The sequence below is a fragment of the Sphingobacterium alkalisoli genome (genome assembly GCF_005049105.1).
GTDB lineage: Bacteria > Bacteroidota > Bacteroidia > Sphingobacteriales > Sphingobacteriaceae > Sphingobacterium > Sphingobacterium alkalisoli.
This window is the reverse complement of sequence record NZ_SUKA01000001.1, coordinates 984,186-1,003,982: the sequence shown is the minus strand read 5'-3', so window position 1 is coordinate 1,003,982 and position 19,797 is coordinate 984,186. Positions and strand designations below refer to the sequence as shown.

Genomic DNA, 19,797 nt, shown 5'->3' with positions numbered 1-19,797 from the left:
TTTATTTAAAGACTATGCTACCCACCAATGTATCAATAAAAGCCTCTGCTTTCGCAATATCCTGCATGGCACAATAGATCGTACCCAAAACAACGTATTTACCTAACAAATCCTGTATGAGAAAGGTCTTGTAATTTACAGATGTATAATAGTACTTCAAAATTTCATTGCCGTTAACTGTTTTAAGCTCATCATAGTAATCCGCTTCCAAGGTGTTTGTTTCGCCAATCATATTCGTAAACATCTCCCTGAACTCTATTTGAGACTGGGTAAATGGACGGAAATCATTATCGGCAGTCCGATTACGGCAGGTTAATTCGACGACCATACCATCCACCAGAAAATATTCCCCAGCCATTTTATCCAGACCTTTAATTCGTGTAGTATGGGCATAAAAACTATTGACCAAATCTTTAGCTGCTGAATAGGCCATGCGATTGGCTGTAGAGATGTGGGTATTGGTATTCGCTATCTCCGAAAAAGGACGTACCGCGACCCCCTGGATATAGGTCTGAGCCTTTGTTGCTACGGCAAACCATGTGCATGCGATTAATATCATTAAGATTTTCAAACTTTTCATTTTCTTTTTTTATGTGGTAAATTTAATTACAAGGACTAGGCATCGCCATACCCAACTGTTTCCGTAAAGCCGAAAAATTCAGCGTACCATTATTCGGCGATCGATAAATATTAACTGCATCCCCATACATGGTCAACAAGGCGTATTCCGCGGCCTCCACTCTACTTTTACGTTGTGTATCACGAAAAAATTCTTGAGCGTGTTGTTGATATTCTGTATTTGCTTGTGTCCGGGCTGTAGGATCCGACAGATCAATAGCTGCCCATTTCGTTTCATCCTTTACGGTGACCACGTAAAGATAATCATCCGTGATGATAGTTGAGGTATAATACCCTGCAAAGATGCTGCGTTCGCCTACTGGAACCGTGTTATACCATTGTGTCCCGATAAAGAGATCACTCGGCGAAGGGGCACTGTTATTGGGGTGCGTGTGTGTATATCCGATGGTATATCCTGTAGCTGCGCTCCACCGTGTACTGAAGTTCACATTGGATACAGTTCCGCTCTTTAATGGATTATTGTCTATTTCAAATGTTACAAGGTCTTTCGCCAACGTTTCATATCCATACTCTACATTCTTGCCACCCACTAACACATTTTTCGTATTATTCAATGCGTGCGTATTCGTTAACCGCATTAGTGGTATGTTAAGTCTTTCGTTGACAGCATAGCGCCCAAAACAAGAATCTCCGGAAGGAACTGTGGTTAATTTTTTATTAGGATCTGCAGCGACCACGACATAAGCTACCCCAGGAGTAACAGGTATAGAAGAAAAATCGCCCGGGCTGTATGTTCCCTGGTACCATGCGTCGGATCCATTTCCACTAGTCGTATAACCCATCACCGTCACAGCTTCTATTGTGTTACTATTTGGTGGAGGCTCATTGTCGCTAATCCCTCCCTCATGAAAAACTCCGCCGCTAATGATCCCGAGATATGTTCCCCCGCCACCTCCCCAATTGTTCTGCTGAGCAGTGACCAATACCTCTTCAATGGTACCACCGTTTATGGTTGTATCACCGCCCCCACCCCCGGTCGAGGCAAGTTTTTGCAATCCGGCTTTTAGTCCCTGAGATCGCCTGATATCGACCGCCATTGACTTCCTGCTGCGGATAAATGTCCCGCTCAGGAAGCGATTTCCGGTGCCGCTATACAGGTTCAGGGGTGTATTGCTTACAAAGGGATCACCGAAGTACTCCTTGATCATACCATTGGCATTTCCCCCCGCATCCACAATAAAGCCCAGCTCCACGTAGGTATCGTTCCCCTGGCCGGCATAGCGTATAGGTACGGTCAACACAGGCTTTCCCTGCTGATTTTTGGAAATGCCGTGCTTATCCCACTGGAAATGCAGTTTGGTAATATCCAGATCGCTCGACTTAGCTTTCTTTTTCTGTGCAAACTCCAGATTCTGTTGGTGCCATACTTTAGCCGCATACAGGAGCGGATCATCTGGTTTTCCACCATCGTCAAGCCCATAGAAGCTGTCTTTGCGGCAGCCCTGCACAGCAGCCACTAGTAGCAACAGTACGCACATGTAGTGCCATAAATTGATTTTTCTCATCATGATTTAATTCGTATTAATGGTTTTTAAGTAATTTTCTGCTTCTTGCCTTATCCCCTGCACCTGTTCCGAAGGCACCTTGACGGGATGCTGGCTGATCTCCTCTGCCCATCGCCGCGCAAATAGCTGGTCTTTATGCTGTCGATACAGGTCAAATAGCAGGTATTTGGGAAGAAAGCTCTTTGGTAGGATATGCACGGCTTTTTCGTAGGCTTCCGCAGCCCCGGGTACGGAGCCTATCTGTTCATAACCCTGTCCGAGCTGCATATATCGATCGGCCGTGGGCTGTATGGACACGGCTCTTTCCAATAAAGGGATGGCAACTTCGGTATCACCCACGGACAGCAGCTTATTGGCATAATCGCTTACAAAAGCAGGCTCTTCTCCTAGTATCCGCTCAAAATCAGTATATGTTTTGTAAAAAAGAGGTTCATTATAATGTACTAAAATAGCCCTGCCTTTCGTATGCCACTGATAGAGTGTCGAGGCATACCGGCATGCGATAAAGCCTACTGCCAGTACCGACACGATGATAAGCCCCCCTCCTCCGTACCACAAAAAACGTCCGTGCCTTCTAACAGGAGTACCCTCTTTATGCTTGCTGATCAACACCGTGGCATAAGCCACGAGGATCACTGCCAGTAGATGAATGGGGATAGACAACAACGGATAGGAGCTTATCGCACAGAGTAGCAGGAACAGCAGGGCACCAATCAACATATAGTGGCGGTGGCGTAAAAACACCCGTAAGGTCCATCCGACCAAAGTCACCGTCAATAGACACCCCACCACGCCGTTTTCCACCAGAAAGCGAATGTATTCGTTTAGCACGGCACGTACGTCACCGGCCAACATGCGATCGGAAAGTACCGCATCTCGAAGTGCTGCCCCCTGAAGATCGGCCAGATGATATTCCATAAAGCCAGCACCGCGTCCCAACCATATATTTCCGGCATCTAGCGCACTTAGACCGATCTTCCATAGCAACAACCTGCCATCCATAGAGTCCGGGTGCAAAAAATAAAACGCAATGCCGATAGCGACCAACAAACTAATTGCCGGAATCAGATAGCGCATACGAAGCCATTCCCGTCGGTAAAGAACAACCACCGTACTCGCCGAAACAAGTAAGGCCAACACTACCGTACGTGAGGCACAGAACAGCACGGTAACGACCAGCAAGCCTACCAATACCCATCTTACCCATCGCCCAAATGCAGCACCGTGCAGTAAGAAATAGGCTGTCAGTACCAGAAACATAGCCAACAGATGTCTACCGAATAGCAGTCCACGACCATCATATTCCTTGTCGGTGAAGAAAGCTATGTAATAAAACTGCACGGCAAGCACCATCGCGAGCACGGTCATCCAAAGGCTGAAGATTCGGAAAACCCTGATATCCGCCCGGAATAGAAGTACGGCAAGCAGGTAGACCATCAGGTAGGCCAAGGCAAGTACGATATACTTGTTAGTCGGAAAGCCGGTCATTACCCCTTCATGGAGCCAGGGTGTTACGCACAGGTACAGGACGTAGGCCATCACCACGGCAAGTATCCCACTGTGGAAAAAGTAGTCAGTAACGGTATCGTGATTGACCAACGTTCGTACCATCATCCATACTAACAACAGGGTCGACGTTATAAGCAGCAGGTATGGCAAGATCAGTGCGGTACTCAAAAACGTATACGGCAACGGGACGGCTACACTGGCGGCCAACGGCCATGCGGATAACAAAGAAATTCGATCTCGGGAGCTGTATGTAGTCGATGTATTCATGTCTTATTGATTCTCGATATGGATAAAATCTTGTTTATCATTTGTATAGAAAAAAGGAAGCTCTTCTTTGCCTTGGCTCAGGTTGCGCAACCAGTAAACGGTGCCGGCCGGCACCTGCCGGAAGTGAACAAAATTATATCGTGCGGTATCCGTCTGATGTACCTTCCAGCTTCTTCCATCATGGTAATACAGCCGATAGACATCCCTTGGTATGATACCATTGTGGGCACTACGGGGTATAAACCGGACATGCGTGATCGCCACCGGGCTACCGAAGTCGATACTGGTGCGAAAATCGTTCATCACGGTGTTGATATCCCCGTCATACAGGTTTTCCGCACCGGGACTCAATGCCCCAGGTGTACCCTGGATACGTACGAGCCCCCGGTCATCAACCTTGCCAGTATCTTTGGGTGAGAAGATTGGTAGCGGCGAAGGTGCAGCATGCGCATGTCGCTCGCTCGGCTGTCCAAGAAATTCCATTTCGGCCAAATTCATCTTGTAGCTCTTTCCTGGCCCGGCGTAAAACCGATAATAGCGGTAAGCCTCCTTATTGTTCAGGGGTACCTCCTGCCAATAAGGCACCGCTCCCTCCTGCAGTACAGCCAGTGTATCTTTCTTCTTTCCTTCAAAACCAATGAAATAGCCCCCCTTAAGCCGCTGCTGCAGGATTTTCAGGTGTGCTTTCTCCGGGTATTTGCGTATGAGTACCATATCATCATGCCGTTGTCCATTGGGATAAAGCTCCACGTAACGCAGAGAAAGAGTCTTTTCCTGGAAAAAGGCGTTCTGTTCCAGCCGCCCGTTCTGCATACGAAAATCAAATGCTTTACTGGGCTTATTTTCAGTCAGAGGCTCAGGAAACAATGCTAAAGCATCCCCTTGATCGGATTCGATCAAAAAAGGCGTACCAAAGGGTTGCTCCTTCCCATCCTCGGTGTAATACAGCGGTACAAAGACCGTATGAAGCGGTACCTGCTCAAATACGGCTTCCTTTTTACGGTGATCAATCTTCCCCCAGGCAACGGCATTCAATTTATCCCCCTGAAACAGGCAGAGATAAGCCAACTTGTTCGGGACATCGGCCGCTAGAGGAATGCGTAGGGTGATCGTTTGGTGATAACGAAAGGTCTGGTCTCGCAACAGTGGAGAGGCCAGTTCCTCGGGAATGTACTCTGATGAGCCGGCTTGAAAATAAGGAGTTTCCCTATTGACACCATACGTCCTACGGTAAACTTTGCTAGCCTTCTGCAAATCACTCTCCCAGTTTTCACGCAGATTATTATCCGGTGTCGTGTAAGGTTGCCATATACCGCTTGAGTCGGGAGATACTGCCCAAAAGTGACGGCTAGGCCGATCCTTCCATTGTGGTGTATATTCATACACCGCAGGAACACCGCAAGCCCTTAGTATATTGATGCTCCAATTGGTCAGGCTGTGACAGTTCATCCTGAACTTGGGCAGGATAAGATCATATAGTGCAGCATGGGTTTTAGGTTTGGTGTATTCGTTAAGCCAGCGAGACTTGCCGATAAAGGCCTTATACCGGTTGACGGGCTTCCGGATATTGTCAAAACCTTCTTTTTCCAGAATGGGCATCCACTGCTTCCGCAGGTCGGCACGACGCAAGATAAGTTCCTCGTCGGTTGTTCGGTAAGGCAGTACAAATTCTTTAAAATCGTCGTAAGCCATCTTGGCAAGTAGGGGATCTCCTCTCCACGCCTCAAATGCCTGATCGATATGACTGATCAGAAAATCGGCTTTGATGAGGTGTACGTCGCCAACGCTGTTTTGCTCGTGCAGAGGTGTGTCCAACTGTTGGAAGTCCTCTCCCAGTTGCCGGCGAAAAGGGTTATATTCCCTCGGCATGAGTGTGCGGATGGAATCGCCCGACAGACCTCGAAACATATCGTGGTAAGCCGAATCCAGTCTATCAAAGAAAAGGTGGTAATCGTCCGGCAGGGATACTTTCTGCTTACTCTTATGATACGGCATATTGGCAATCAAAAAAGAAGCAGCTTTGAATTTATAGAAATTTTTATAGCGGTAGTGGTCTAAAACCTTCTCCAGCTCCTTTCTGTTATTCCCAGCTTCTACCAAGGCAGATTTTGTCTCTTTGGAGAGTGTAAAGCACCCGAAGATTACGACTGCAGAAACTGACAGGAGCAAACAAAATAAAAACAAATATTTCGTCCACTTTCGTCCGTCTTTATTCGGTCGATCTGCTATTTCGTTAATGTTTTCCATAGTTAAAATAAACCGGCTTTACTTAGACTATCGGATTTCGTGGTTATGCACATTCTTTGTCATTTTATAAATAGCTAAGTATTAGAGAAAGTTGTAAACGGGACAAATTCTTTATTTAATCTTAACCTTAACATTCCAGTTTATAAACAGCTAACTATATCGAAGATAACCCTTTAACAAGGCTAAATCAACATGCATTTACCCATCTTTTGTGTATGGCTAGAAATATCATTTTTTGATGGTCTCATTTTTCACGAACGTCCATGACAATTAAAGCAAAATATTGGATATTAATCAAATAGACAATCCATTGCTAGAATTTTAATGATTGCATTATTCATGTTTACAGCTTCAATATTATTGAGTTTGATGCACGAAAAAATTCACTATTGGCGTAATAGTATACGGGGTATTCCGTAGGCTTAAATTATATTGATATTCATGTTATCTCAATTTTCTTGACACAAGTAAAAGCTACATGTACTTAAATTACACTATGCTCTGCGCAAATCCAAGTAGAGTAGCTTCCAATTCTTTTAACGTGCTAGTGAAAGGTATCTTTTTCCCATTATTCAATTCCACGATTTTTTCACTATGATGTATGCAGGACACGTAGCGCAAATTAACAACGTGCGATCGACTTACCCTGTGCATAAAGATCCAATCTTGTAGTTTATTTTGTAAATTGCTTAGATTGAAGCTGGCCGTGATAACTTCACCATCGACCAGATATATACAGGCATACGACGAACTAGCCTGACAGTATAGAATACGATTTACATCAATATAGTATGTCTTCCCCTTGGTTTTAATCATTAGCTTTTTCATAGATTTTTGGTCTTATTTAATTACATCATGTAGATTACGATCTTACGGAATACAATAGCAGATTAGTTATTTTTCATTGGTAGCAGCTATCAACGTAAAGATAGATTAAATTCAATATCGGTAGAATAATTTCAAGTCGCAACCTGCGCTATCCTGTTTATCGAAATATAAAAAGTAGATCCTTATCTGATGCCAAATACAACTTTAAGCACTGCCATTCGACCGCGTAACTCATATACATTATGGCTTTGGTTATTGGCGGAGATAGCGTAGGTCTCAAAAGTTCTGATATTAGCCAGATTTGTCAAATTAAGCTCAAAGTCCGTACGCCACTTTTTAGATCTATACCGAGCAAAAGTATCAAAAAACACATAGCTCATATTCTGAAAACCGGGCTGATGACTAAATAGATGACGCGCTTTAACATTTACATGAACGGACTTAAACAAATTGGCCGGTAACCCGACTTCTTGAGAAATAAAGATCGTATTTCTATCCAAATCCCCTATTCCACCTTGCTGCGTGGTATTTGTCCAGTTCAGTCTGCTCGTATAAGATGCATTTAGCGTTTTAAAAATCTTTAGCTCCATAGAAGGACTCAACACGTATGATGTATTGACAAAAGGAAGTATTTCTTGGTTGAAAAGCTGATTATAGTCTGTTCGCGACCAGCCTGCCTTTATTTTCAGCGCGCAGGCCCAAGCAAATAGAAATTTGTCATATCCAATCGACGCATTATAGATGTTCATTTTATTCTCTTTTGCTATCAACTGGGTCTGGGTGGTTTCGTTGGAGATAAAATTAGAAACTATCGTACTGGATATAGATTGATTATAGCCCAAATTAAAGTTAAAAAAAGTCATCTTGAGGACATTGCCCAATTTATATGATAGTGAAAAATTATTGCCACGGCTCTCATTGATTCCAGAAGAATTATTGGATAGGGTTCTATAGTTTTTTAAAATCAAGCCTCTGTAAACGTTTTCTATGTTACCAAAACCATTGCTCCGTTGATAAGAAAATGAAACTTCATCGCTATGCCCTATTGCATAGCGAGCTTGAAACGACGGGTTAAAAATCAGATCAGCACGCTTCTCATCCACATGGTAATTATGATCTTCATAAGCTGTTCTCTGTACGGAAATTGGTAACGATAAAGCGGAGGAAAATTGCTTTTTCCTCCACTCATAATTTGCTTGTATAAAGAATGATGTGCGAAGCCAATTCATATCATTCACGGTGGAGTCACGCTCGGGTACTGAAGAGATATTTTGATCTATAAGCAAGATATCAGATATTAACTGCTGCTGCTCCAGACTTGTTCCCATTGTATACGATTGCATAACCTGCCCTTTAGGAAGACGGTATTCAATAGAGGCCCTTGTGAAGAAATTGGGCACTTCAACCTGCTGCATGATGTGGTCAAAAGACAATCCATTAAAAATATGTGTAAACGCATCGGTAGATGATATCAGATGTTGTGGTTTATTTGCATAACTACCAAACCAGTTAATCTGCAAAATATCACCATTAGCAAGAGTCGGAATATATTCAAAGGTATTAGCAATACCCTTTACAGCGTGTTTTCGTTCGTTGAATACGTAGTTAGTATTGCTCCATAAGTCGGAATATCCATTTTCCTTTTCATACTCTAGTGAAAGCACATTTTTAATAAATTTTTTAGCTACATTTTTCTCGGCATTTAATCGAATGGCAACTAACCATTCATTAAAATGACTAGATTGTGTTTCGTCAAATGAAATGGTTTCCTCTTCGGTAAGATATTCGCTAAAGCCATTGAATTTATTATTATTTGCATCATAAAGCACCTGTACATTGGATTTGATTTGCCAGGCATTCTTCGTGCTTACCATATTATTTAGATGGACAGCCGTTGATTTATTCCTGTAATAATAAACTTTGCTTAACGGAGGGCCGCCAACTACTCCTAAAGAAAGTAAATTGTTAATGCTGCTCGTTCCCATCTTGGAAAGGATTGTTTCGCTGTTGAATCCTCTAAAATCTCCTGCCAGATCATTGCCTATGTTATTACTAAAAAGCGCATTGAGCGATTTGTATTTTTTGTTGAACAAAAGGCTATTCACTTCTCCGTCATACAGGCTTGGCAATCCGCCACCCAGCTTGGCCTGTCCGGTTAATTTGAGCTTAGCATCGTCTTTAATCACCAAGTTGAGTGCGACGTTGTCCGTAAAACGCTTTCCCTTTAATACTTTAAGGTGCTCATGATTGTTCATCACTTGCACATCACGAACCATATTGTGGGGTATCGTCCGACTTCCGATTGTGTATTTATCATCCAATAGGTCATCTCCATCGATATAAAAGTTGGAAATAGCTTTTCCCTGGTATTTTATCTGCCCATCATCGGTCACTTCGATACCTGGCATCCGCTTCAATACATCCCCGACGGAACGGTCTTCTTCCTTCGCAAATCCTTCAACATTATAGGCTAGTGTATCCCCTTGCTGTCTGATTTTCGGGCGGCTTTTTACCGAGACTTCTTCTATCTGGGTAACGCTTTGCTCTAGTTCAATCCTAATATTTTTTAAATTTGATGGCAAGGGTATGCTGAATCTGCTATAACTTATATGGTTTACTTCCAATAGCGTATTTTCAATAGACCTTGAGGTCGACAGTTGGAAATATCCCTTATCATCAGTGATCTTAAACGCGATAATTTTTCCTTCTGAAGATTTGAGATTAACACTAACACCCCGTATTACCTCCTTCGAATGCTTGTCTAGTAAGTGGCCTTCAATACGATGTTGTTGTGCAGATGTTTCCAAACATTGAAATAGTACAATCAAAAATAGATCTATCCGCAGAGTAAGGCTTAACTTCAATCGGGTTGTTTGTTGTCGATGATACTGTATAGTACGTGACATTCCGTTAAGGTAACTCTATCGGATTATTTGTATTTTTTGATGGTCGATAGTTTTCAGCATTTTTTATACTTATGCTTTTGATCTTTCTTGCGTCCAAATCCTTCGAAGTATTGGCGCCAGATGAAGTACCGGACCTCCGGACGGATTCTCTAGATTTGAAATATGCGGAGGGATTCTCTTCATAGGCTGTTTTTAGTCTTATTATCTCTTCCGGTTTAGCCGAAATCGTATTTTCAGGAGCGGCGATCAGTTTAGCATCTTCACTATCGACCTTCTCAAAACCTCCGTATTTAAAAGTTACTTCTTCTTTATCATCCTTTGCAGCCAAAATTAGACCTGGTAATCCATGAAGTTTCCAAGGACCAAAGGAAAAGGGAAGTTCGGCTGTAAACCAAGCGGTATAGTTCCTTCCCTTAAATTTCGTAACTGCCTTTTGGCATAAATAACCTCCGATTGTCGATGTATCGTCTTCTATAGTCCATGATGGCACATCGTAATCAGTCTTGGTAACAAAGTTCTCGCCGGCAATATTATGTACTTCAAAAATTTCGGCTTTTGAAGGAATTATAATATAATAGTTTCTCAGGGGATCAGCTCTTTTTTCGATTACTATATTTCCGTCAAAATTAGCAGACAAAAACTGTTTACGCATGACCTCCTGAGCGTTTAAAGTGGATCCTTCGGTAAAAAAACTTCCTATGTTTCCTAAATAAGTTATGGTCTCAAACACTAAAGGCTGTTCACGTTGTGCTGTATCGTTGACATGTTCAAAGATATAATGGACTTTTGCTATGGCTTTTTCTTGAGCATAGACAGTAAATTCCACAAAAAAGGATAAAACTAGAAGTAAGTATCTCATAATGTTTATTTTGATCTTATAAAGATATAAAAAATATATTGATTACGAAAAAATCGTAGATATATGTGGCAAATTTGATATGCCAAAATTGACGGTGAGTGAGTGACATATTTAATAAACCGCTGTAAGTTTTTCCGTATTTCCGCTACTTATTGAGAAATACAGATAATATGAATAAGACGAATATACAGACGGTCGCAAAATTATTACCTTTAATAAAAGAGAGTAATGGATGAAGCAGTGTTTTTAGCCCTTATAAGTGAACATCAAGGAATTATCCATAAAGTATGTCGCCTGTACCGGGATATCCGCGAGGACCGTGAAGATCTTTTTCAGGAAATAACGTTCCAGCTTTGGAAATCCCATCAGACATTTAAAAATGAGTCTAAAATCAGCACCTGGATCTATCGCATTGCGCTGAATACTGCAATTGCCTCCTTCCGTAAAAAGAAACATGCAATTGAGTACTCACCCGTCTTGCCCGATCTTGCAGACGAACAACCCGATGAAGAACTTGCCATTCGTCAAGAGCGTTTATTCAATGCGTTAAAAAGGCTTAATGATGCCGATAAGGCAATTATCACCCTATACCTTGAAGATCTGAGTTATCAACAAATAGCAGAAATTACAGGAATAAGTGAAAATAATGTTGGTGTCAAATTGAACAGAATTAAAATCAAAATCAAAAACTTTTTAAACAATTAATAATGGAACTGAACGATATAAAGACTACATGGAGCACAGTGGAATCTCCACGAGTTTCCGATCAAGAAATTCGGGCCATGGCATCCGAAAAAATGCACCCTACTCTTAGCGGTATTAGAAAACAATTAACAATAGAAATCATTGTATGGAGTATTTTTCTGATATGCTATTACTCCATGTTTGACGGTGACAAAAAACCAGTATGGATCAACATCCTGCTTGTACTATCTGTGCTTGTACCCATTATTCACAACTTGATGGGTTATCGCATTGCTAAATACCCGGTGCAAGGAACAAATATTCGAGAATCGATAAACAAGTATCGATCTAAAGTTAAAATTTACGCTATCGTTTCCATTATTACCAGACAGATTTACCTAATGGGGCTTCTTTTGTTTTTCACCTACGGAATAACGTTTAACCCGAGCAAATATATCTCGCTAGCCATTATCAGCTCGATATTCCTCCTGCAGCTATTTATGTCTTACAGGATATGGGCAAAACGGGTGAAAAACTTGGGTATTGCAGTAGAATCATTTCGGTAATTCTATTACATATTTAACACCACCCAACGGTGTCCGTCCGGATCGGCAAAACGCATAGCCCACCACCCCTCCTTCATCTCTTCGGGTGGGCTGATGATATCTGCACCGATTGCTTCAAGTGCCTTTTCCCATTCTAATACTTCTTCTTTAGTGTCTGCAGAAATACTGAAATTCACTTCATTGCCGTTAGCCGTATCCGCAGACTTCGTCTTTACGCCCTTTTCAAACCGTTCAGTAGAAAATAGGTTAAGGATGAAACCGCTATGGCCTATGGTAAGGCTAATGAAATTATCCCCGTCGTGCGTTTGATCCCGTACGGAAAATCCTAGTGCGGTATAGAATTCTTTGGACCTATTGATGTCTTTTACTGGGTAATCGGCCCATATTTTTGAGGGTTGTGGTGCCATAAGTTTAATTTTAATTACCAAAAATATCGGTTACTAACTACAATAATCTTACCACAAGACAAGAAATCAATAAGGTCCTCAAACAACTTAATGGAACAGAATAGGCTTCTGTGATGAAATAGGTCAACCTACGAATTAGAACTCGTACAGAAATTATTTTAGTCGATAGTAGCGATCGACTAAAAAATATAGGACACCCTGAATCAAAGATGAAAAACCGATCAGCACAACAGCAAACGGAACCTGCTCTGACCAAGGGCTGAATTTTGTCAACAGCAACATACCGTATCCAGTCAGTATAACAAATAAAATATTTATAGCGATATAGCACAAAATTGATAGTAGTATATAATTTCGTCGTATTCGATATAACCACTTAATTTTAACTAAATGTAGTGGAATCAATGTTGCAACAAGCAAAATTGTACCCCAGAAAAATACTCCCTCGAAAACCCTACTTAAATACGATCCTAAATCGCTATAATATGTGTCATAATACTTATAATTTTTCGTAAAAATGTTCACCAAATACTCGGCAACATATATAAGTGGAAAAAGAATGTAGGTAACCAATAGATTACCTACAATCACACCTGTTTTCATATTTTGAAAGCTTAAACTATATATTAACCAAATAGATAATAATCAAATAAGGCACGTTATTTCATTGCGAAAATAGTTGTTGCTAAAGTAACCGAAGTCCCCCTCCCTTTGAAAAATGATAGCTTAAAGAAATCTCATGTGAACCATTACGCATTCCAGAGATATTTGTACTAGCTACCCCAAACTGGTAACCATAGCCAAATTTGAAACTATTGCTCACCTGAAAGGATGCGATAACACCCATATCTCTGCTCGTGCCATAGTTAAGGCCTAAGCCTATCTTACGATTGAAGTAGGCCGTAGCCGAAAAGTTACCGAGCATCTCCTCATTATCCATCATAGAAAGCCAGGTTGCTGCTTTCACATGAAACCCTTGGTCTACCGTAAAGAGGTATGCAGCTACAGCTGAATAATTCTCACGGAAGACTTGGACTTCTTTAAACTGTTCTGCTCCAATACGTGGCACCGATACACCAACATAAAATTGCTCAGGTCTATGGTAAAGGAAAGATAGACCTATGCTTCCTACCCGCTCATTAATATCACTTCGCAACGACTGATCGCTCTGTTCGAGCAGCGCAAAACGCACATTATAAAATCGCAACCCTAGTCCGACGGTACCTGATATATAATCATTTTCGGACAACTGGATGCTATGCCCATAAAAGGCACTGGCTTCCGTATAGCGTTCGGGACCGATCTTGTCATACAACAGATTAAACCCGACTGCAGAACGTTCATTAGAGGTCTTGATATGCCCCCCCAACAATACGGTCGCTGGGGCGCCATCAATTCCCATCCATTGCTTACGGCCCACACTGTAAACTTTGGCCTGATCAGAAGCCAGCGTATAGGCCGAATTGATCGCTTCGGGATGCTGTTGATATTGCAAATATGTTCCGAGCTGTTGCTGGGCATTGACTTCTACTGCTAGTATGCTTATCATGAATACCGCTATGAAAGAACGGTAAAAATATCCTGTTTTTCTCATCTTATCTTTTTAAATAAAACCAACCACTTTGTTGCAACTTTTTACCGTCCTGTAACCATTCCAGCTTGAAGAAATAAGTTCCTTCCTGGAGCAAATTCCCAGAGGTGTCTTTTCCGTCAAACACCCTATCTGCATTGTTGTAGTTCTCGATATCGGCGAGCATCTGCCCCTGGCGATTAAATACACGGAATGTGTTTTCCGGATAACGCTCAATCTCTCTCACAATCAACACATCATTGTCTCCGTCGCCATTGGGAGTGACTACTTTCACCACATCCATGGATGGCTTCTCTAAAATCTCGAGATCCTTGCTCACCGGATCGGCTGCTTGCCACAATTCATTACCAGCTTGTTTCGCAACAATCTCTGTACGCCCACCTTGGTGTACAGCGACATGGTCGCCCTCAATAGTAGCAAGGCGTGTGTCCATAGACTCGAGTGACACGGGCAGGCCGGAACTGCTTTCTACTTCCGTTAGATAAGGATCGTCACTTACCGTCAGCGTTGGCAAATCTTCAAAGCTAATCGTCTGTATTCCTTTCGCTATTGACAGTGATTTCGTAACAGGATCGGCGGCTTCCCAAGTAATATTGCCCTTCTGTACCGCGGTAATATTAGCGGTTCCTATACCAACAAACTTCAATTGTTGGTTTTCTACCGTAACCACCTGCGGGTTGTCCGTTGTGTAGTCAATTCTTAATCCGGAGGTTGCTGTCGCTTCTGGACGTACTTGTGCGAGATCGAAGGTGAGCGCTGGAAACTCAGGGAAATCAATTTCCTGTTCCTTTTTCTCCAGTTCCAACAACGCTATATTAGGCTGCTCTTGCTCAACCATCTCCTCTCCTAGATAAAAACTAGGATGGGGCGGTTGATTATAGCCGCTGTTCTGCCACGCAATTGCCGTGCGATACTGCGAATCATGCATCAACGTATACAACCGATGTTCTGTAGGTATCGCCGTAGTGAACACCATCAGCTGCTTGCTGTCTTCTGAACGATAGATGACCTCTTCTCGCCAGTCGCCAAGAACATCTGCACTTAAACCTGGTGTGGCCTTCGTACTGTTATTCGACAATGCACCTTGGTTACCAAAAGTCGCCAAACGTTTCGTCGAATTGTTATTCCAATCCCACTTATCAATATTGGTCCCGTCCAATAATTCTCGCAAAAGATCACCGTCCCACCAAATTCCAAAGTTCATAGAGCTCGGTTTTGCAGGTGTGACTTGAGTGCCATTTACATTATACAAGCCGCCCGCAGCAGACCACATCTCGTAGCCTTTGTAGCGCGGATCAATATCGGCAGCCATGGCACGACCAATGTCCCTCGTGGCAGGTATACCAAAGATGGTCTCACCTGTCGATGCATCGACTAATGTGATCGCTAAATCTTTGTAAGAACTTGGCGATTCATGCGGCATCCAGACCAACTGCCGATCCTTAGTTGGATCCATTTGGCTTACATGAAGGGCATCTCCATGACCTCGACCCGTACTATAAAATTTTCTTCCGTTGTCATTGACTACACTTGCACCATTGAGTATCTCATCTTTTCCGTCATTATCTACATCGGCTACCGACATCTGGTGATTACCCTGACCAAAATGCGCTTCATTGCCTTTCGTGTTTGTATCGAAGACCCATCTTTGGGTAAGTTTTCCATCTCGCCAATCCCATGCTGCTCGAACCATACGGGTATAATATCCCCGTCCAAATACCATACTTGGACGTTCGCCATCTAAATAAGCTACCGCTGCAATGAAACGGTCAACCCGGTTACCGTAAAGGTCGCCCCAGTCTGCCACACGCCCACGCTCAGGTATATAATCTACTGTAGCCAATGCTTTACCAGTCATTCCTTCGAATACCGTTAAAAATTCCGGTCCTGAAAGAATAAAACCACTGGGTTCACGATGATCGGCATTGGCGTCGCCAATAACCACGCCTGTTCCATCAACTGTACCATCCGAGGTACGTAATGCTAACTCTGCTTTCCCATCCCCGTCGAAATCGTACACTAAAAACTGCGTGTAGTGTGCACCTGCACGTATATTTATTCCAAGATCTATCCGCCATAATTTGGTTCCGTTCAATTTGTACGCATCTAAATAAACTTTTCCGCGCTGGCCCTGCAAATTATCGCCGGAAAGCGTGGGTTCCCATTTCACAATAACTTCATATTCACCGTCGCCATCTAAATCCCCCACACTTAGATCGTTCGCTGTATGGGTATATGGAGTTCCATCTTGGGCTACACCTGTGGGTGGTATGTCCATTGGAATAGAAAGATAACCCTGGCTCCATACGTCCACTTCTTTGGAAGGCGTGCCTTCTTCGCCGTTGACCACAGGAACCACGATATATTTACCGTTTATCTCTGTCACATCCTGATAGTTTGTCGAACCGGTAATAGGTTCTTCATTGAGCTTGATATCATCACGGTACACATTGAATCCCAAATCCATGGTTTCATCGCCCAACAGCCGCCAGCTGACAAAAACACGGTTATTAGCAGGGCGGACAGCTACAACGCCACGATCCAGTGTTTCCATCCATCTGGCTGTTGTTACGACCTCGTCTGGCTCGGGTTCCGGCTCAGGTTCTTCTGTTTCATCCACCACCAAGTGATAACGCTGTACAAAAGGTCTTTCATTTTTCGTATAAAGGATATAGGGCTTCCCATTTGCTGACACACTCATCGACAGCCGGGAACCGGCATCTACAACAGACGTCTCTGTCGACTGTTCCAACGTTAAGAAACTTGCTGCTGTCAAAGGAGAAGAGGCGCTAATAGCGGCAATCTTGCTCTTCGACAAATGATAAACATAGATATTCCCCCAATTTTCCATGTGGGATATGGTCATATTGCCCCCGGCATCTACGACCAGCCGCTCACTTACCGAACTAGCATGATCGGCCAGCCGCAAGTTGGTCCAAGATGGATCCGCTATAGGAGAATACACCAAAAAGGGCCTGCTGCCCGATCCGGTATTCATAAAATAGACGAAGACCATATCGTTCGAAATACCCATCTGGGTAAAACGAGCAGAACTGCCCTGCCCCGAAGAAGTGACATCACCTAAAGTCTTCCAGCTGCCCGCATCGAAATACCTGACCTGAACAGCTCCCACTTCGTCCGGATTATTCGCGCTCCAGGCATACGAAACAAAGGGACGGTTTTGGCTATCAAATGCAATAGAAAAACCAGCAGCTCCATAATTAGGAGCACCTTCTATAGGGATGGCTCCGCCTCCTACTAATTCCCATGCTCCACCTACAAAACGCTTTACATGGGCTGCCCCTTTACGCGTGTTGGTTGGAGCTTCCCCATATACAACATACAGAACATTGTCCCTATCAAATGCGACAGCATGATTCACCTGGTCGCGTATATTATTTGTACCCCAAGGACTTATACCGCCTGTGCTAACAAGTCGGTTAGCAGCATTGTCACCCAGAGGCTCCCAACTTTCCGCCGCTTCCTTATAGTAAACGATCTTCAGCCTGTGGCCGTCACTGCCGTCAACATACGAGCAATAAAGCACATTATCCTTACCGAGCCACAGGTATGACTGCGCAATAGCCTGCCTATTACCGCTGTTTGTAAACTTGTAGTCAGTCAACGCTGCCCCTACCTGTTCCCACTGTCCGGATGCATTTCTTTTCTTAACAACCAAACCATCCGCCGAACTTGTAAAAACAGCGTAAGGAACTTCTACGCCACCTTCCACTCGACCTACCGCAGACCCGTACGCACTCGCTACATCCGAAATCTGGTTATCACTACCCATAATTTCCCAAGTATTTGGTATAAAATCAATCTTCGGGAACAGATAGCGTTGTACAAAAGGTCGTTCATTTTTCGTATAAAGGATATAAGGGTCTCCACTTGCCGACACACTCATCGACAGCCGGGCACCGGCATCTACAAGTGCTGTCTCCGCTGACTTCTCCAACGTTATAAAGCTTGCTAACGTCAAAGGAGAGGACGTGGAAATTTCAGCAATCTTGCTTTTTGTCAAATGATACACATAGATATTGCCCCAGCTTTCCATGTGGGATATGGTCATATTGCCCGCAGCATCTACAACAAGCTGCTCATTGACCGAGTTTGCATGATCGGCCATCCGCAAGTTGGTCCAAGATGGATCCGCTATGGGTGAATACACCAAAAATGGCCTGCTGCCCGATCCGGTATTCATAAAATAGACAAAGACCATGTCGTTAGAAATACCCATCTGGGTATAACGAGCGGAACTGCCCTGCCCCGAAGACGTGACATCGCCTAAAGTCTTCCAACTGCCCGCATCGAAATACCTGACCTGAACAGCTCCCACTTCGTCCGGATTATTCGCGCTCCAGGCATACGAAACAAAGGGACGGTTTTGGCTGTCAAATGCAACCGAATACCCAGCCGCTCCATAACTAGGAGCACCTTCTATAGGGATGGCTCCGCCTCCTACTAATTCCCATGCCCCACCTACAAAACGCTTTACATGGGCTGCCCCTTTACGCGTGTTGGTTGGAGTTTCACCATATGCAATATACAGGACATTGTTCTTGTCAAACGCAACGTAATGATTCACCTGGTCGCGTATGTTATTTGTACCCCAAGGGCTTATACCGCCTGTGCTAACCTGTAGGTTAGCGGCATTGTCACCCAGAGGCTCCCAACTTTCCGCCGCTTCCTTATAGTAAACGATCTTCAGCCTGTGGCCGTCACTGCCGTCAACATACGAGCAATAGAGCACATTATCCTTACCGAGCCACAGGTATGACTGCGCAATAGCCTGCCTATTACCGCTGTTTGTAAACTTATAGTCAGTCAATGCTGTCCCTACTTGCTCCCACTGTCCGGATGCATTCCTTTTCTTAACAACCAAACCATCCGCCGAACTTGTAAAAACAGCGTAGGGAACTTCTACGCCACCTTCCACTCGACCTACCGCAGACCCGTATGCAGTGGCTACATCCGAAATTTGGTTATCATTACCCATAATTTCCCATATATTTTCGGGGGCACTATCATCAATAGAGATGATATTCAAAGCTACAAGTCCATTGTACACAATCTCTGCCGTGGCATCAGCGCCAGCCTTATTGGTGTGCAGGTTGTCGTCCGGAAAAAATTCGGCAACAGCATCTTCCCCCATAAAGTCATATAAATCTGCGACACGGTTATTCAAGTCTAGAAAATCAACACTTTCCTGTTCAGCCACTTGTCTTGACCACAGCCCCCACTCTTCTAAGGAACGGACTGTAAAACCCTCCACAAAAGCATTTCGTGGCACAGGAGAGGCAACGACCGGCTTGACACCTTTCTCTTTCGCCAATTGTATAAACTGACGCAAGTACCAGCCATAAGAATGTACCACCTCCTGCTGTCCCTGTGAATTTGTCACATTCTGTATATTATCTCCTATTCCGCGCAAACTTGCCTTACTATCCCCGGTAACACTACCTGCATCGTTATGTCCAAACTGTAGTAACAGGATATCTCCTGCTTGCAATTCTTCTAATACCTGCGTAAATTTACCACTAGCATAAAAGGTACGGCTACTTTCCCCCCCTTGTGCACGGTTGACAATTTCAACCCTATCGTCTTCATATAGCTCCTTTAGCGAAGTACCCCAACCCCATAATACACCGTTGGGCCATTCTTCTTGTCCGCTACGCACCGTAGAATCTCCGATCAATACGATACGGGATCTATCTAATGCGATGAACCCTAAAGAAACAAGGGTGACTAAACAAATTATTCCTATTGAAAGAATTCTTTTCATAATC

Annotated in this window: 12 protein-coding genes; 2 read left to right on the top strand and 10 right to left on the bottom strand. The window is 43.5% G+C overall.

Annotated elements, in window-relative coordinates; genetic code table 11:
* Nucleotide 1 precedes the first annotated feature (1 nt).
* The 7 genes from FAZ19_RS03770 to FAZ19_RS03740 form a co-directional block, all read right to left on the bottom strand.
* Complete coding sequence (locus tag FAZ19_RS03770; RefSeq protein ID WP_136819247.1) at nucleotides 2-580, bottom strand: hypothetical protein; 579 nt, start codon at nucleotides 578-580, stop codon at nucleotides 2-4.
* 22 nt (nucleotides 581-602) lie between these two features.
* A complete protein-coding gene (locus FAZ19_RS03765) occupies nucleotides 603-2,147 on the bottom strand; it encodes a hypothetical protein (RefSeq protein WP_136819246.1) in 1,545 nt (514 codons plus the stop codon).
* Between the two features lie 3 nt (nucleotides 2,148-2,150).
* Nucleotides 2,151-3,920, bottom strand: a complete 1,770-nt coding sequence (locus tag FAZ19_RS03760) for an O-antigen ligase family protein (protein ID WP_136819245.1) — start codon at nucleotides 3,918-3,920, stop codon at nucleotides 2,151-2,153.
* A 3-nt stretch (nucleotides 3,921-3,923) separates the two neighbouring features.
* Nucleotides 3,924-6,167, bottom strand: a complete 2,244-nt coding sequence (locus FAZ19_RS03755; RefSeq protein ID WP_136819244.1) for a hypothetical protein — start codon at nucleotides 6,165-6,167, stop codon at nucleotides 3,924-3,926.
* A 489-nt stretch (nucleotides 6,168-6,656) separates the two neighbouring features.
* Nucleotides 6,657-6,995: a LytR/AlgR family response regulator transcription factor gene (locus tag FAZ19_RS03750; RefSeq protein ID WP_136819243.1), complete on the bottom strand. Its 339-nt coding sequence runs from the start codon at nucleotides 6,993-6,995 to the stop codon at nucleotides 6,657-6,659.
* 182 nt (nucleotides 6,996-7,177) lie between these two features.
* Nucleotides 7,178-9,901 carry a peptidase associated/transthyretin-like domain-containing protein gene (locus FAZ19_RS03745; RefSeq protein ID WP_136819242.1) on the bottom strand — a complete coding sequence of 908 codons (2,724 nt, stop codon included), beginning with the start codon at nucleotides 9,899-9,901 and terminating at the stop codon, nucleotides 7,178-7,180.
* A 4-nt stretch (nucleotides 9,902-9,905) separates the two neighbouring features.
* Nucleotides 9,906-10,760 (bottom strand): GLPGLI family protein, encoded by an 855-nt coding sequence (locus tag FAZ19_RS03740; protein ID WP_136819241.1) that lies wholly within the window; start codon nucleotides 10,758-10,760, stop codon nucleotides 9,906-9,908.
* 228 nt (nucleotides 10,761-10,988) lie between these two features.
* Between FAZ19_RS03740 and FAZ19_RS03735 the strand changes: the two genes are divergently transcribed.
* Together FAZ19_RS03735 and FAZ19_RS03730 are read left to right on the top strand one after the other, a co-directional pair.
* Complete coding sequence (locus tag FAZ19_RS03735) at nucleotides 10,989-11,465, top strand: RNA polymerase sigma factor (protein ID WP_136819240.1); 477 nt, start codon at nucleotides 10,989-10,991, stop codon at nucleotides 11,463-11,465.
* Between the two features lie 2 nt (nucleotides 11,466-11,467).
* Nucleotides 11,468-12,010: a hypothetical protein gene (locus tag FAZ19_RS03730; RefSeq protein ID WP_136819239.1), complete on the top strand. Its 543-nt coding sequence runs from the start codon at nucleotides 11,468-11,470 to the stop codon at nucleotides 12,008-12,010.
* A gap of 5 nt (nucleotides 12,011-12,015) precedes the next feature.
* Here FAZ19_RS03730 and FAZ19_RS03725 read toward each other — a convergent pair whose 3' ends face one another.
* The 3 genes from FAZ19_RS03725 to FAZ19_RS03715 form a co-directional block, all read right to left on the bottom strand.
* Nucleotides 12,016-12,417, bottom strand: a complete 402-nt coding sequence (locus FAZ19_RS03725) for a VOC family protein (RefSeq protein ID WP_136819238.1) — start codon at nucleotides 12,415-12,417, stop codon at nucleotides 12,016-12,018.
* Between the two features lie 685 nt (nucleotides 12,418-13,102).
* Nucleotides 13,103-14,011: a PorP/SprF family type IX secretion system membrane protein gene (locus FAZ19_RS03720; protein ID WP_136819237.1), complete on the bottom strand. Its 909-nt coding sequence runs from the start codon at nucleotides 14,009-14,011 to the stop codon at nucleotides 13,103-13,105.
* 1 nt (nucleotide 14,012) lies between these two features.
* Complete coding sequence (locus FAZ19_RS03715) at nucleotides 14,013-19,793, bottom strand: rhamnogalacturonan lyase family protein (protein WP_136819236.1); 5,781 nt, start codon at nucleotides 19,791-19,793, stop codon at nucleotides 14,013-14,015.
* Nucleotides 19,794-19,797 lie beyond the last annotated feature (4 nt).

What these genes read in the sequence shown, in the direction of transcription:
- FAZ19_RS03770 (WP_136819247.1), bottom strand. Translation starts at nt 580, where the DNA reads ATGAAAAGTTTGAAAATCTTAATGATATTAATCGCATGCACATGGTTT.
- FAZ19_RS03765 (WP_136819246.1), bottom strand. Translation starts at nt 2,147, where the DNA reads ATGATGAGAAAAATCAATTTATGGCACTACATGTGCGTACTGTTGCTA.
- FAZ19_RS03760 (WP_136819245.1), bottom strand. Translation starts at nt 3,920, where the DNA reads ATGAATACATCGACTACATACAGCTCCCGAGATCGAATTTCTTTGTTA.
- FAZ19_RS03755 (WP_136819244.1), bottom strand. Translation starts at nt 6,167, where the DNA reads ATGGAAAACATTAACGAAATAGCAGATCGACCGAATAAAGACGGACGA.
- FAZ19_RS03750 (WP_136819243.1), bottom strand. Translation starts at nt 6,995, where the DNA reads ATGAAAAAGCTAATGATTAAAACCAAGGGGAAGACATACTATATTGAT.
- FAZ19_RS03745 (WP_136819242.1), bottom strand. Translation starts at nt 9,901, where the DNA reads ATGTCACGTACTATACAGTATCATCGACAACAAACAACCCGATTGAAG.
- FAZ19_RS03740 (WP_136819241.1), bottom strand. Translation starts at nt 10,760, where the DNA reads ATGAGATACTTACTTCTAGTTTTATCCTTTTTTGTGGAATTTACTGTC.
- FAZ19_RS03735 (WP_136819240.1), top strand. Translation starts at nt 10,989, where the DNA reads ATGGATGAAGCAGTGTTTTTAGCCCTTATAAGTGAACATCAAGGAATT.
- FAZ19_RS03730 (WP_136819239.1), top strand. Translation starts at nt 11,468, where the DNA reads ATGGAACTGAACGATATAAAGACTACATGGAGCACAGTGGAATCTCCA.
- FAZ19_RS03725 (WP_136819238.1), bottom strand. Translation starts at nt 12,417, where the DNA reads ATGGCACCACAACCCTCAAAAATATGGGCCGATTACCCAGTAAAAGAC.
- FAZ19_RS03720 (WP_136819237.1), bottom strand. Translation starts at nt 14,011, where the DNA reads ATGAGAAAAACAGGATATTTTTACCGTTCTTTCATAGCGGTATTCATG.
- FAZ19_RS03715 (WP_136819236.1), bottom strand. Translation starts at nt 19,793, where the DNA reads ATGAAAAGAATTCTTTCAATAGGAATAATTTGTTTAGTCACCCTTGTT.